Origin of the sequence: Amycolatopsis echigonensis, assembly GCF_002846615.1 — a bacterium.
Lineage (GTDB): Bacteria > Actinomycetota > Actinomycetes > Mycobacteriales > Pseudonocardiaceae > Amycolatopsis > Amycolatopsis echigonensis.
The window spans coordinates 5,579,273-5,592,865 of record NZ_PJMY01000003.1 but is presented as its reverse complement, the minus strand read 5'-3'; the positions used below and the strand labels follow the sequence as shown (position 1 = coordinate 5,592,865).

Annotated in this window: 12 protein-coding genes; 4 read left to right on the top strand and 8 right to left on the bottom strand. The window is 69.2% G+C overall.

Translation table 11 applies throughout. The features are described from left to right. Nucleotide 1: 1 nt before the first annotated feature. The 3 genes from ATK30_RS31565 (at nt 2) to ATK30_RS31555 (ending at nt 3,642) form a co-directional block, all read left to right on the top strand. A complete protein-coding gene (locus tag ATK30_RS31565; RefSeq protein ID WP_101438573.1) occupies nt 2–1,162 on the top strand; it encodes a phosphodiester glycosidase family protein in 1,161 nt (386 codons plus the stop codon). A 365-nt stretch (nt 1,163–1,527) separates the two neighbouring features. Continuing rightward, on the top strand, nt 1,528–2,271 hold the full coding sequence (locus ATK30_RS31560) for a type 1 glutamine amidotransferase (RefSeq protein WP_101438572.1): 744 nt from the start codon (nt 1,528–1,530) through the stop codon (nt 2,269–2,271). 144 nt (nt 2,272–2,415) lie between these two features. Continuing rightward, a complete protein-coding gene (locus ATK30_RS31555) occupies nt 2,416–3,642 on the top strand; it encodes a COG4705 family protein (protein ID WP_101438571.1) in 1,227 nt (408 codons plus the stop codon). 939 nt (nt 3,643–4,581) lie between these two features. On the opposite strand, the gene ATK30_RS31550 is transcribed toward ATK30_RS31555, so the two are convergent. Next, a complete protein-coding gene (locus tag ATK30_RS31550) occupies nt 4,582–4,770 on the bottom strand; it encodes a CsbD family protein (RefSeq protein WP_101438570.1) in 189 nt (62 codons plus the stop codon). A 264-nt stretch (nt 4,771–5,034) separates the two neighbouring features. Here ATK30_RS31550 and ATK30_RS31545 point away from each other — a divergent pair, with 264 nt between their 5' ends. Further along, complete coding sequence (locus ATK30_RS31545) at nt 5,035–6,003, top strand: magnesium transporter CorA family protein (protein WP_101438569.1); 969 nt, start codon at nt 5,035–5,037, stop codon at nt 6,001–6,003. 302 nt (nt 6,004–6,305) lie between these two features. Here ATK30_RS31545 and ATK30_RS31540 read toward each other — a convergent pair whose 3' ends face one another. The 7 genes from ATK30_RS31540 to ATK30_RS45755 all read right to left on the bottom strand — a co-directional run bounded on the left by ATK30_RS31540 (nt 6,306) and on the right by ATK30_RS45755 (nt 13,104). After that, nucleotides 6,306–6,692: a hypothetical protein gene (locus tag ATK30_RS31540; protein ID WP_134667126.1), complete on the bottom strand. Its 387-nt coding sequence runs from the start codon at nt 6,690–6,692 to the stop codon at nt 6,306–6,308. Nucleotides 6,693–6,780: 88 nt separating this feature from the next. Next, nucleotides 6,781–8,814, bottom strand: a complete 2,034-nt coding sequence (locus tag ATK30_RS46480) for a glycosyltransferase (RefSeq protein ID WP_240690807.1) — start codon at nt 8,812–8,814, stop codon at nt 6,781–6,783. Continuing rightward, nucleotides 8,811–9,440, bottom strand: coding sequence for a DUF998 domain-containing protein (locus ATK30_RS31530; protein ID WP_158242528.1), 630 nt, complete (start codon nt 9,438–9,440; stop codon nt 8,811–8,813). The genes ATK30_RS46480 and ATK30_RS31530 overlap by 4 nt, the downstream gene beginning before the upstream one ends. A 248-nt stretch (nt 9,441–9,688) precedes the next feature. Beyond that, a complete protein-coding gene (locus tag ATK30_RS31525; RefSeq protein WP_101438566.1) occupies nt 9,689–11,080 on the bottom strand; it encodes a sensor histidine kinase in 1,392 nt (463 codons plus the stop codon). Further along, the gene (locus tag ATK30_RS31520; protein ID WP_101438565.1) at nt 11,077–11,769 is read right to left on the bottom strand and encodes a response regulator transcription factor; all 693 of its coding nucleotides are present in this window, start codon (nt 11,767–11,769) and stop codon (nt 11,077–11,079) included. Before ATK30_RS31520 ends, ATK30_RS31525 begins: the two co-directional genes overlap by 4 nt. 266 nt (nt 11,770–12,035) lie before the next feature. Next, nucleotides 12,036–12,764 carry an integrase core domain-containing protein gene (locus tag ATK30_RS45760; protein WP_244194790.1) on the bottom strand — a complete coding sequence of 243 codons (729 nt, stop codon included), beginning with the start codon at nt 12,762–12,764 and terminating at the stop codon, nt 12,036–12,038. Next, a complete protein-coding gene (locus ATK30_RS45755) occupies nt 12,754–13,104 on the bottom strand; it encodes an integrase (protein WP_240690809.1) in 351 nt (116 codons plus the stop codon). Before ATK30_RS45755 ends, ATK30_RS45760 begins: the two co-directional genes overlap by 11 nt. Nucleotides 13,105–13,593: the final 489 nt, after the last annotated feature.

The following is a 13,593-nucleotide window of genomic DNA, read 5'->3' as shown; positions in this document are numbered from 1 at the left end:
CATGGCGGCTGTGCCCACTCTGACCGGATCTCCCCGCCGACGACCGCGCCGGAGGCTCCGCATCGCGCTGATTCTCGTCGTCGCGCTGCTGGCCTACCCGGCCGGCAGCTACGTCCGCGCCCTCACCTACCCCGGCGACGCCAGTTTCGCGGTCCGCACCGTCGATTGGCTGCGCGACCTAGGTCTCGGCGGCGTGGTCAACACGGTCGAAAATTGGTGGTACACCCGGCATCCGCCCGCCAACGCGATGCCGCGTTCGTCCGATCTGCCCGCACCTGCCGGTTCCCGCGTCGCGGCCGCCGGGCCGCGGCCTGCTCCGCTCCGGCCGAGCCCGGGCGCACCGGCAGGCGAAGGCGTCTGGGTCGCCGGGGCTCGCGCCGGCGGTCAGACAGCCGAGTACACTACGTTCATCCAGCCGGATCCGCGGCACGCCAGCGTCGTCGCGGGAGTCGCCTGGCTCGACCAGAACCTGGTGCGCACCCAGCTCTTCGCCGGCACCAAAGACCCCCAAGGTCCCGGGCCCAACGCCGTTCCCGCCGCGCTGCGCGACTCCCTCGTCGCCGTCTTCAATTCAGGGTTCAAAATGAAAGACAGCCGCGGCGGCGTCTATCTCGACGGCGCCACGCTTGCCCCGCTGCGAGCAGGAAAGGCTTCGGCGGTAATCGACGACAGCGGACGCGTCGCGATCGTCCAATGGGGACACGACCCCTCTCCGGGCCGCCAGGTCGCCGCGGTCCGGCAGAATCTCGATCTGGTCGTCGACCACGGCAGTCCGGTCCCCGCTCTGGACCGCAACCCCGCCGGAGCCTGGGGCAGCGCCTCCAACCAGTACCAGTACACCTGGCGCTCCGGACTCGGCACCGACCGGGACGGCAACCTGATCTACGTCGCGGGCAACGGACTGACCCTGACCACGCTCGCCGCCGCGATGACCCAGGCCGGCATCCAGCAGGGCATGGAACTCGACATCCACTCGCCGATGGTCACCTTCGACAGCTATCGTCCTGATCTGCCCGGCCACGGACCGGTGAAGCTTCTGCCCGGAATCCCCGGTGCCGCGGACCGGTACCTGCAGCCCGATCAACGCGACTTCTTCGCGACCACGCTGCGACCGCCTGGATCGTTGCCCGCCAACGCCTCCCGCGCCGCCCCCAGTGGATGACCGGCGCGAAACAGCGTGTCCGCTCAACGTTACGGCCTGGTGCCGCACGCCGGGAGAGGTGCGGCCGGCCTTCGGCCCGGGTCAGCGATCGCGAGTCCAGCGGTGAAACTGTCTGCCTGCCTTGCCGGGAATCCAGCGCCTTCCAGAACACGGTGACCGGGTTGTCCCGGTCGCCGTTGACGTCGCAGACAGCGAGACGTCTGCCGTCGCGGGTGCTCGTCAGCACGTCCAGAACCGTCGCTCGAGGGGCGCGCGAGCACAGCCGCGACCTGGTGTGGGGACAACCCACGGTTTGCTGCGCGTTGCCCCGATCCGGCGCATGATCGGAAGCATGAACAGACCAGCCCGCCTCGTCCCCCGCGCCGATGCGTGAGTCGGTGGCGCGCGTCGGGCTCGTCCTCCCCGAAATACTGGGCACCTACGGCGATTCCGGCAACGCCACAGTCCTGGTCCAGCGACTGCGCTGGCGAGGCATCCCCGCCGCCGTCACAGAGATCGGCCACAACACCCCGATCCCGTCGTCCCTCGACCTTTACCTCCTCGGCGGCGGCGAGGACGCCGCGCAAGAGCTCGCCGCGAGCCGCCTGCGCCGCGACCCCGGTCTGCGGCTCGCCGTCGCCCGAGGCGCCGCGGTGCTGGGGGTCTGCGCCGGTCTGCAAATCCTCGGCTGCGGATTCGCCGCCGGCGCGGGGTCCTGGCAGGCCGGCACCGGGCTGCTCGACCTGACGACCGTCCCCGGCCGATGCCGCTCGGTCGGGGAGATCGTGGTGCGAGCAGGCTCCGGAATCGGGCTCCTGACCGGATTCGAGAACCACCTCGGCAGGACCCGGCTCGGGCCGGACTGCCAACCTCTCGGCAGCATAGTGACCGGCTCCGGCAACGGAGACGGAACTGACGGCGCCGTCGCCGGCAAGGTCGTGGCGACCTATCTCCACGGGCCGGTGCTCGCACGGAACCCGGCGCTGGCCGACTTTCTGCTGAGCTCGGCGCTCGCGACCACGCTGTGCCCCCTGCCGCTGCCCGAGGTCGACACAATGCGCGAAGAACGCATGCGAGCGGCCGGATGCCGCCGGACCCGTCTCGGCCGCATGGCTTTCAGCCGGCGGTAGGCCGTCGCACGGAGATCATTTGCCGCACCCTTACCTCGCGCACGCCAACTCCTCACCAGCTCTCCCCTAGCGTCGCAAACGCCCGCCGTGCTACGCGGAGTAGCCGGGCTGTCCCTCTCCCAGACCGAAACGGACCAGCACCCCATGACCGCACCCAGCACCCTCGCCGGGCAGCGCACCCTGCTCAACAAGGTTCCCGAAGTCACCGCCTGGTTCTGGATCGTCAAGGTCCTCTGCACGACCGTCGGCGAATCCGCGGCCGACTTCCTCAACGTGAACCTGAACCTCGGACTGACCGGCGTATCCGTCGTCACCGGCGTCCTGCTGGCCGTCGCGCTCGCGGTCCAGTTCCGCGCGGACCGCTACCGCCCGGTCGCCTACTGGGTCGCCGTGGCGCTCGTCAGCGTGTTCGGCACACTGGTGACGGACAACCTCACCGACGCGGCCAGCGTGCCCCTGGAGACCAGCACCATCATCTTCGGGGTGCTGCTCGCGGTCACGTTCCTCGCCTGGTACCGCTCGGAAAAGACGCTGTCCATCCACTCCATCGTCACCCGGCGGCGCGAAGCCTTCTACTGGCTGGCAATCCTCTTCACCTTCGCGCTCGGCACCGCGACCGGCGACCTGATGGCCGAAGTCCTCGGCCTCGGCTACCTGCCCACCGGACTCATCGTCGCCGGGCTCATCGCCGTCCTCGCGATCGGCTGGCGGCTCGGGCTGCACCCGGTCCTGGCGTTCTGGTTCATCTACGTGCTCACCCGCCCGCTCGGCGCGTCGATCGGCGACTACCTCTCCCAATCCCCCGACAACGGCGGCCTCGGCCTCGGCACCACGACGACCAGCCTGATCTTCACCCTCGGCATCATCGCGGTCGTCGTCTACCTGAGCCTGTCCAAAATCGACGTCACACCCCGGGAAACGACCTCACAGAACACCGCGCGCGGCGGGCTGTGGCAGACGGTCGCCGTCGTCGGCCTCGTGGTCTTCGCCTCTATCGTCGGCTACTCGCTGCGGACTTCCGCGCTCCAGGGCGAAACCGCCTCAGCCTCGCCCGCGCCCGGGCAGACCGGAACCAGCGGCGCCCAGCCGGTCCACCAGTCCCCGCTGGGCGACCTGTCCCAGTTCAAAACCATCACCCAGGACACGTTGGCCAAGCTGAACTCCGGCGACCAGTCCGGCGCGACCAGCCGCGTCGACGACCTCGAAACCGGCTGGGACGACGCCGAAGCCCGGCTCAAACCCAAGAATCAAGCTGCCTGGACGACCGTCGACGGCAAGATCGACACCGTTCTCCGTCAGCTGCGCGCGACCAGCCCCAACCCCACGACCGAAAAAGCCGCGCTCAACGACCTGCTCTCCGCCCTCGGATAGCGTCGCCTGGCTCGTGCCGGTCCGCCTCCGCGCACCGTCCCGAGTCGGACCGGGAAAACGGTTTGCCCGGGTATCGGCACCCACGCTGCGCCGCTGTCGCTCACACGTCATGGCGCGGCTGGCCTCCGAGACGCCGAGCCGAGCGGCCTGCGGAAAAGGGCCGCGGCAGTCGCATTTCGCGGTTTCCCAGCACACCCGATCGCCAAACCGGCGGGTCGGCTGGTGCACGCACCCGCGCTTGGGCGGCGGGGCCAGGCGGGCTGCCGGTCAGTCTCGACCGTGCTTTGCGGGAAGATCCTCCGGCCGACAACGGGGGCGGATTCGCCGCTGGCCGGCAGGAGAACGCCCGGCAGCACTGGACAAGATGCGTCGCCGCCGCCCGGGAAATCCGCGGGAAGGCCAAAAGCCGGCCCGACCGCCGCTGCGACCTCGACCGGACTGGCGGTTCCGACGAGGATCGCGCTGCTCCTGTTCGCGCCGCCCGCTGCACCGGACGCACGTCCAGCTGCTAGAGCCGCTGAACAAGGTGCATCCCAGTGCCGCGGCGGGCTGCCACCGGTGATCCGCCGGGTGGGGAGCTGTCTGTCTTGAACGGCGACCAGGTCACCACTTCGCGCCAGGACGCGGCGGGCTGTGTCGACACGAGCGGGGTCAGCCCTCGCCGCGCCCGAGAGCTTCGCGTTTCACGAGGCCGGTCGCCGTGGTGGCGACGAACAGGATCCCGCCGAAGATCAGCAGTCAGAGCAATCCCTTCGCGACGATCCGGGCCACGAGGCACATTGCTCAGATCGCCAGCAGTAAACCCAGCAATGCCACCGTGTTCTTCTCCTAGTCGCCTCGTTGATCCGGCCGCCGCCCGGAAACGGCTGCGCGGCGGGCCGCACCCCGCGGCGCGGCCCCGCCAAGCCCCTGCGCTGACCGTGCAGCCGCGGCCGATCGTCACTCGTCCACGACGTCTTTGACCGCGTCCTTGATCTTTTCGCCGGATTGCTTCAGATTCCCTTTGCCCTGCTCGGCTTTGCCCTCTGCTTCCCACTGCTCGTTGCCGGTCGCCTTGCCGACGGCTTCCTTGGCCCGGCCTTTCAGCTCCTCTGCCTTGTTCCGGGCTTTGTCGCCGACACTCGTCACGGATCCTTTCCTCGCTGAACCTCGACAGTCCGGGAATCCGGGGTATCCCCCGTCATCGCCGCTCCGAAACCTCGCTTCGCCGAACCGGGCAGCCCAGTTCTCAGTGTCCTCACAGCGACTCTCGTGGAGGGTGCGCCAGTGGCCCGTTCGCCGTGAACAGGCCGGTCCCGCGATGCGTTTGGAGCTGCTGACGTGCTGGTTGCCGCGATATCTTCCCGTGCCGTTGCCGGTGACCTGGCGTCGTCGTTCTGAGCGGGGCCCGTCATGGCACGCACACGGGTGTATCGCGACGGAGTGCTCGCGGCCGAAGGGATCCCGGTCGCGGAGGTGTCCGACTACCTCGCCGACCCCGAAACCACTGTGTGGCTCGACTTCTGCGCTCCGACCGAAGCCGACCTGGCAGCCATCAGCGAAGAACTCGGCCTGCACCCCCTCGCCGTCGAGGACGCCGTGCACGAACACCAACGCGCGAAGCTCGACCGGTACGACTCTCATTCTTTCCTGACCGCCTATTCGGCCGCGCTCGACACCGACGGAACACTGCTCGTATCGGAACTAGCGGCCTTCATCACCGACCAGGCCCTGGTCACCGTCCGCAAAGACGAGAACTTCCCCGTCGACGCGGTCGTCGCTCGCTGGGACTCCGCGGCGGACCTGGCGAAAAACGGCGTCGGATTCCTGCTGCACGGGCTGCTCGACCACATCGTCGACGGTCATTTCGAAGTCGTGCAATCTCTCGACGAGCAGATCGAGGAACTCGAAGACCTCGTCTTCGACGAACGTCCACGCTACGCCGACATGCAACGGCGCTCATTCGCCCTGCGCAAGAGCCTCGTGCGCATCCGGCGCGTCGTGCTCCCGATGCGCGAAGTCGTCAACACCGTCATGCGCCGCGACATGCACCTCGTCGACGCCGAGCTGCAGCCCTACTTCCAGGACATCTACGACCACGTCCTGCGCGCCTCGGAATGGACCGAATCCCTGCGAGACCTGGTAACCACGATCCGCGAGACGCAACTCAACATCCAGGGCAACCGCCTCAACACCATCATGAAAAAAGTCACCAGCTGGGCGGCCATCATCGCCATCCCGACCGCCGTCACCGGTTTCTACGGCCAAAACGTTCCCTACCCCGGTTTCCAGACCACAGCCGGGTTCTGGACGTCCACCCTCGTCATCGTCATTCTTTCCGCCGGCCTCTACGCATCCTTCAAAAAACGGGACTGGCTGTAATCCGGCCATCGCACCGGGCCTCCGACGGTCCGGTGCGTTCCGGCGGTTCAATCAGCGGGACCGCCGGCAACCAGGAACGGCGGCACTGCCCGTTGAGCGGGGCCAGCTGACAGAATCTGGTCGCTTAAGGTCTGGCTTGCCCGTGCTGCCATCGGCTCAAGGCGAGACAGGTTGAGCCATTGACCGCGGTAGCACGAAGCACGGCACTTCCCAGCTCGCCGGGCGCTCACCGGGCTCCGCCGTCACTCCGGCTCGCCCCGCTGGCAGCTCACGATCCCCGCCACGGGCAGAAACCCCGGAGCTCAGAGGCCGTTCTTTCTGACGCGGACGTTGTCCGAACCACCCGGGGGGCGGACGACCTCTGCGCACAAGCGAGCGCTCGCCTGAGCGGGTGAACCTTGTGCGTCAGTCATCTGATCCGCGATTCCTTCCGCCGCGTCCGGAACGTCCCCGGCGGGCGGAGTGACGGCAATCTCGACAGGATCGTCATACAGCAATCGTAGTTCGAGCCGGAGCACGTCGAAGAACTTCCTCAGCAGCTCCGGCGGTGCCGCGGCGAGCTTCAGTGCAAGCACGGGCAACGGGTCAAGCAGAGCCGCCTTGTCGGGCCCCGGCCGCTTCAGTTGGCTTTCCGCCTCCATGTCCAAAGCCGCTATCCGCGCGGCAATCGTTTCTTTCTCGGCCTCCAACTCGTTGTGTGTGCCTCGAATCGCTGGATGTGTTCCGGACGAAAGGGGGTGCGGGCGCCTGAGCCGCGAGACTGCGGCAGGCGCTGGGCTAGGGCTGGAAGAGCGGCGGTAGCGGCGTTTGCGCTACACCGCCGGGTCGGCTGCGCGGGTGTGCCCCAGTCGCGGCTCGGTAGAGATCCTCGTAGGCGTCCAGGGTCCGGGCTATTCCGTGCCTGGCAACGGCTTCTTGGCCGGCTCGGCCCATTCTCGCGCGCAGGGCGGGATCGGCGGTCAGTTCCAGCAAACGTTCCCCCAGCACCTCCGTCTCGCCGGGCGGGTAGAGCCACCCGGTCCGGCCCGGGGTCACCAGGTGGGGCAGGGCCATCGCGTCGGCGGCGAGCACCGGGAGGCCGGCGGCCATCGCTTCCATCGTTGCCAGGCTTTGCAGTTCGGCGGTGCCCGGCATGCAGAAGAGGTGGCTGGTCCGGTACGCGCGCACCAGTTCGGCGTCGGGCACGAAACCGCGGAACGTCACCCGGTCCGCGACGTCCAGGCGGGCGGCGAGGTGTTCCAGTTCGGTCCGGCACGAACCGTCGCCGATGAGGGTGGCGTGCAGGGTCGGGACTTTCGGCAGGGCCCGGAGAAGGTCGTGCACGTTCTTCTCCGCGTCCAGGCGGCCGACGAACAGGACGCGGACGGGATCGGCGGGCGCGGGTACGGCCGGGGCGTAGTGGCCCAGGTCGATTCCGCACGAGACCACTGCGACCGGGCCGGGGAAACCTTTTTCCTCCAGCAGTTGCGCGGCGCGCGGGGTCGGCGTGGTGACGACGCCGGCGCGGCGGAAGACCCGGACGAAGTCGCGCCAGGCCCAGCGGGTCAGCGCCGACGTCACCGGTTCGGGCAGCGATACGAAGCCGAGCAGGTTTTCCGGCATGAAGTGGTTTGTCGCGACGGCGGGGACGCCGCGTTCTCCGGCGGCGGCCAGCAGACCGCGGCCGACCGAGAAGTGCGACTGGACGTGGACGACGTCGGGGCGGAGGTTGTCCAGCAGTTCGGCGGCGGTGCGACGGGCGCGGCGCGGGGTGCTGAAGCGGAACGTCGGGTGGAAGGGCGTGCGGTGGGACGGCACGTAATGGAGCGCGTAGCCCGCGTCCGGACCGGGGACCTCGGCGCGCTGCGGGGTGAGGATGTGGACCTCGTGGCCGCGGGCGCTCAATCCGCGGGCCAGGCGTTCGGCGAAGTGGGCGGCGCCGTTCACATCGGGAGGGAAGGTGTCGGCGCCGATGACGATACGCAACCGGGAATGCGGCATGGGACGCTCCTGAACAGTTCGAGGTGACGGTTTCGCGTAGGCCAGCACGACGACGCCGGCGATGGCGACGGCGGCCAGTCCTATTTGGACAGTGGCGGCGACGGGCGACGCGACTGGTCGCTCGCCGAACAGCAAGGCGCTGGCGAGGATTGCGGTGAACGGGTCCACGACAGTTGTCGCCGCGACAGCGACCGCGGCGGGACCGCTGGCGTAGGCCCGGTGCATCAGCCAGCCGCCGGTCAGCAGGAGCAGTCCGGCTTCGGCGGCCACTACCGCGCCCGTGCCGGGAGTCCCGTGGACAAGATGCAGGGCAGCGACGCGCATCGTGGCGGAGCCGAGTCCGAAAAGGACTGCCGCGGCGGCGGCTTGGGTCAGGCATCTCGCACGGCCGCGGACAAACCATGCTCCGGCGGCCGCGCACGCTCCGGCCAGCAGCGCCGGTTGGACGCTGGCGAGGCTGGGGACGGCAGCGACTCCGACGGACGTGGCGGAGAGCAGGACGAATCCGCCGACTCCCGCACATACCGCGACAGTCGCGCCGACTGCCCGGCTGGAACGGTCCGGGTTTCGGAAGCCGACGGTCAAAACCAGGCTGAGCACGCCGATCGGCTGGACAACCGCCAGCGGCGCCAGCGAAAGCGCGATCAGGTGCAGCGCGCTGCCCAGAACGGCGAGGCTGGTGCCGCCGAGCCAGATCGGGTTGCGCAGGACTGCGCTGACGGCGCGCAGACCGGTCCCGTCGGCGGATTCGACCGATCGGTGCTGAAAGCGGACGGCGGCGGCGAAGAAACACGCGGCGAGCACCGCCAGCGCGATCGCGACGAGGGTCATCGGCCCGCCCTTCCGATCGCGCGGGCACCGGTGATCAGGATGACCAGTTCCGCGGTGAGCGCGACGCGTTCGAGCAATCCGGCCGGCAATGCCGTGACGAACTGGGCGGCGCCGAAACCAGCGGCGGTGACCAGGCCCGCGATCGCGCAACCGGTGAGGCGGCGCGCGGTCCTCGCCCAATGCGGCTGGGCGCTCAGCCGTCGCCCCAGCGACGCGCAGGCCAGCGGCAACGCTCCGAAAAGGACAGCGCCGCCGATCCGGTGGACAGTGCCGTGAAAGGTCGATTCGCCCACCGTCGCGTTTCCCTGGAACACCAGCTCGATCACCAGCGCGACGCCCCACAGTCCGAAAAGGACGATGGTGGTGCGCCCGGCGGGCAACGCCGTGGCCCGGGCGGCCGCGACGAGCAGGACTCCGGCGGTCAGCACCAGGAGCACGGCCAGGGCGAACCAGATCCGGGCGACCCGGTGCAGGGCGTAGTCGCTGACCGGGTCGCGGAACGGGTCGACGGTCGAGTCGAAGGCGAACGACAACGTGCCGATCAGCGAAAGCGCGGCCGTGGTGAGGCCGATCGCCCACCAGGCGAGCCGCTTCGCGGGAGTGGCGCTGACAAGGCTTCCGGTCACCTGCCCCACAGTCGGCGGGCCGGATGAGAAGCTGATGAGAATTCCCCGGGGTTCGGTTAAGAAGCGCTCGGCGGGGTTCGGACTCGGGGGCGGAACCCGCCGATATCGGTATCGGACGGGAGAATTCGCGGCGGATTCGCCCGGCGCGGCGAGTCCTTCAGCGGCACGAGCGGATCCGGCCGGTTCGGGCGGGATGCCGCATTCCGCTCAACCGTCGCCCTGCGACCGGATCCTCCCGACTGACCCGATCACGCGCCCGCGGCCGGGAACGCCAGCTCGAACCGCGCTCCCCCGCCGTCGGCGGCTCCGGCGCGGACCGTCCCGCCGTGCTGGCCGACCACCTGCTCCACGATCGCCAACCCCAGCCCGGAACCCGGCTTCGACCGCGCCGCCTCGGCCCGGTAGAACCGCTCGAACACGTGCGGCAGGTCGACCTCGGCGATGCCCGGCCCCTGGTCCGAGACGACGATCGCCGGGATCTCCGGCAGCACCGCCGCCCGGACCGTCCCGCCCGGCGGGCTCCACTTCGCGGCGTTGTCGAGCACGTTCAGCACCGCCCGCTCCAGCGCCCCGGCCCGGCCCTTCACCTCGGCGCTCGCCAGCGTCACGGCGAACTCCACCTGCGGCGACCGGGCCCGGACCCGGTCCGCGGCGGCGGCGAGCACGTCCGCGAGATCGACCCGGTCCACCGGTTCCGGCTCCCGCTCGCCGGTGGACAGGTCCACCAGCTCCCCGACCAAAGTGGTGAGTTCGACCGACTGGACATCGAGGTCCGCGAGCAGCCGGGTCCGGTCCTCCGGCGGCAACGCCCGGTCCTGGCCCTCGGCGTGGATCAGCAGCTCGATGTTGTTGCGCAGGCTGGTCAACGGAGTCCTCAGCTCGTGCCCGGCGTCCTGCACGAGCCGCCGCTGCTCGTCGCGCGAAAGGCGGAGCGCGCCGAGCATTTCGTTGAACGCGTCGGCCAGCCGCGCCAGTTCGTCCTTGCCCGCGACAGTGATGCCGGCGGCGAGTTCCTGAGTCCTGGCGACGTCCTCGGCGGCGACCGTCAGCGCGGCGACCGGACGCAGCGCGGTCTTGGCGATCGCGCGCCCGGCCAGCGCCGCACCGGCAACGCCGACCAGCCCAGCCAGGGTCAGCCACCCGCCGAGTTCGGCGAGAGTTCCTTCCAGGCCTTCGGAATTGCGCGCGACCAGCACCGCTCCCCCACCGGGCCGCGGCACGCTGCGCACCCGGTAGCGGTCCCCGCCGATGCGTTCGACATCGAAGCCGAGCGCCGCGTCCCCCGCCGCGACGAACCGGGCCTGCGGGCCAGTCGGAAACGGCGGCGCGCCCGCCACGCCGACGCTCGCCCCGTCCGCGTCGACGAACTCCACCGCCATCCCCTCGGCCCGCCCGGAGCCTGGACCCGACTTGTCCTGCTGCACCGCACGCAGCGTGGCCAGCGCCTCCGCCGGATCCGCGGCCTTCGCGGCGACCTGCGCGTAAGTCTGCAACTGGGCGTCGAACTGCTGATACAGATTGGCCCGGGTCAGGAACCACGCGGCCGAGAACGTCGCGACCACCGCGACGGCCATGGCGAGCGCGACCATCGCGGTGAGCCGGGTGCGCAGCGAGCGCTCCCGCCACCGCAGCCGTTTCACAGCGGGTCGTCCCGCAGCACGTAGCCGACCCCGCGCACGGTGTGCAGCAGCCGGGATTCGCCGCCCTCTTCGAGTTTCCGGCGCAGATAGCTGACGTAGACGTCCAGGCCGTTGGACGAACTGCCGAAGTCGTAGCCCCACACCTGGTCGAACATCGCCGCCCGGGTCAGCACGATCCGCGGATGCCGCAGGAACGCCTCCAGCATCGCGAACTCGGTGCGGGTCAGCCGGATCGGCCGGTCGCCCCGGCGAACCTCCCTGGTCTCCGGGTCCAGGACCAGGTCGGCGAAGGAGAGCGCGGCCCCGGCCGGACGCGCCGGGGCGTCGTACTCGACCCGGCGCAGCAGCGCCCGCACCCGGGCCAGCAGTTCCAGCAGCGCGAATGGTTTCACCAGGTAGTCGTCGGCACCCGCGTCGAGACCCGCGACCCGGTCCGTGACGCCCGTGCGCGCGGTCAGCATCAGGATCGGCACGAAGTTGCCCTCGGCACGCAGCACTCGACAGCTGTCCAGACCGTCGAGCACCGGCATCATCACGTCGAGCACGACGCCGTCCGGCTTCTCCGCCCGGATCACGTCGAGACCTTCCGCCCCGTCCCGCGCGAGCGAAACGGTATAACCCTCGAAGCGCAGCGTCCGCGACAGCGAATCCCGGACCGCTTCCTCGTCGTCGACCACGACCAGATGCACCGCAGCCTCCTTCCGCCTGGCCCCACTCTCCCGCACGAAAATGAGAACTCAGTGAGAAGTCGCCCGTTCCGGGAGTTCAGTACCAGCCGCGCGCCAGCCGCCAAACCTGTTCCCTCAGATCGGGCCGAAGACAGTGCGCCGCGTTCAGAACGGGTTGGTTGTTTCCGTTTGACCTCCGTCTGGCGGATCGTCGACAGGCGGGTCGCGGAGACAGCGGTGCAGCCTGTGGGGTTCCAAAAGTCAGTCACCGGCGCTGACCAGTAGCTTTACGCGGCCCGTTCGTACTCGTTGATCAGGCCTCCGAGAAGCCGCTGTCGCTTGATCCGTCGGGAGCCGAGGTTAGTCACGGGGTGGGTCGGCCGTGGCGGACGAAGCTCGCGGGACCGGTGCGGCCGCCGACCGTCGTAGTGCCGGACGTACTCGGCGAGCACGGCCTGCAGATGCCGCTCGCCCACGAGCAACATACGATCAGTGAGTTCAGTCCTGACCGTGAGCACAAAACGTTCCGCGTAGCTGTTAGCCCGTGGACAGCGCGGAGAGATCTTTACCGCCTCGATGCCCGCGTCGGCCAGGACGGCGTCGAACGACGCCGTGAACTGGCCAGCCCGGTCACGGACGAGCACTCTGAACTCGTTCACTCGATCACCGAGATCGATCACGAGGTCGCGGATCTGCTGCGTGGCCCACCCGCCGTCCGGGCGGGCGGTCGTGCCGAGAACGTGGACGTAACGGCTGCCGACCTCCACCACGAACAACACGCAGATCCGCTTCAGGGCGAGCGCGCAGTCGACATGGAAGAAGTCGCAGGCCAGCATCGTCGAGGCCTGCGTGCGCAGGAACTGCCGCCACGTCGTGTCGTTCTGCCGGCCCGGCGCAGGAGGTATCCGAGCCCGCTTCAGGACCCGCCGGACCGTCGAAGAACCGACCCGGTGTCCAAGCTTGAGCAGCTCACCTTGAATCCTCTTGTATCCCCAGTGCTGGTTCTCAGCGGCCATCCGTTCGATCAACTCGGCGAGCGCCACGTCGACAGGCGGACGGCCGACTCGGTGTCGATACGTCCGACTTCCCGGCGACCAGACGCCGGTGCCAGCGCAAGATCGTGGCCGGAGTGACCAACCGGCGCAGCCGCAACCCTGTGGGCAGCACGCGAACCAAGGCAGCAATCACCGCCCGGTCGGCCCAATCCAGGCGCTGCTTCGGGTTGCCGCCGCGCAGCACGGCCACCTCGTGGCGAAGCACCAACAACTCGATGTTCTCGGACGCTGACGAACGACCGAGCAACACCAGCAGACCCACCAGCCGGAGGAAGATCAGATACACCAAACGCAGCGCCACGACCGGCGATCACGCGACGTCCTCGACGACTGGCACCGCGAACACTGATCCACTCCCCGCTTGCTCCGGGCCGTTCCCCGCTCAGGTCCGCATAGCGAATCCGGCAGGTTCGTAACCGACGGACGCTCGACACCGATTCAGCTCGTGACCATTGCCGACGATATTGATGCGCCAGTGCGCGGACTGGTACGGCTACGTCAAGGACGAGTCCCGCACATCGCACCGCCCGCCGATACATCCGCTCGCGAACCTCAGCCCGTCAACGCTCACCGGCTGAGCATTGTCCGTGTCAATCAGCACCGCCGAATTCGCAAGGTTCTCACTCACGAGGTACACGCTTCCTGTGTCTCGGGCGCTGCTGGCTCCGCAGGAAAGGTTCGATTGGGCAGGTATTTCAGGTAGTGGATCTCTGCCAGAGTCCGGGCGAGGGCGTCGGGAGTTCGGGGGTCTGCAGATCCCCTTGCGCAGCGAACGCCCGATGCTCTCCAG

Excerpts from the sequence above, each read along its gene's own strand:
- ATK30_RS31555 (WP_101438571.1), top strand. The coding sequence starts at position 2,416 with ATGACCGCACCCAGCACCCTCGCCGGGCAGCGCACCCTGCTCAACAAG.
- ATK30_RS31560 (WP_101438572.1), top strand. The coding sequence starts at position 1,528 with ATGCGTGAGTCGGTGGCGCGCGTCGGGCTCGTCCTCCCCGAAATACTG.
- ATK30_RS31545 (WP_101438569.1), top strand. The coding sequence starts at position 5,035 with ATGGCACGCACACGGGTGTATCGCGACGGAGTGCTCGCGGCCGAAGGG.
- ATK30_RS31565 (WP_101438573.1), top strand. The coding sequence starts at position 2 with ATGGCGGCTGTGCCCACTCTGACCGGATCTCCCCGCCGACGACCGCGC.
- ATK30_RS45760 (WP_244194790.1), bottom strand. The coding sequence starts at position 12,764 with ATGGCCGCTGAGAACCAGCACTGGGGATACAAGAGGATTCAAGGTGAG.
- ATK30_RS46480 (WP_240690807.1), bottom strand. The coding sequence starts at position 8,814 with ATGACCCTCGTCGCGATCGCGCTGGCGGTGCTCGCCGCGTGTTTCTTC.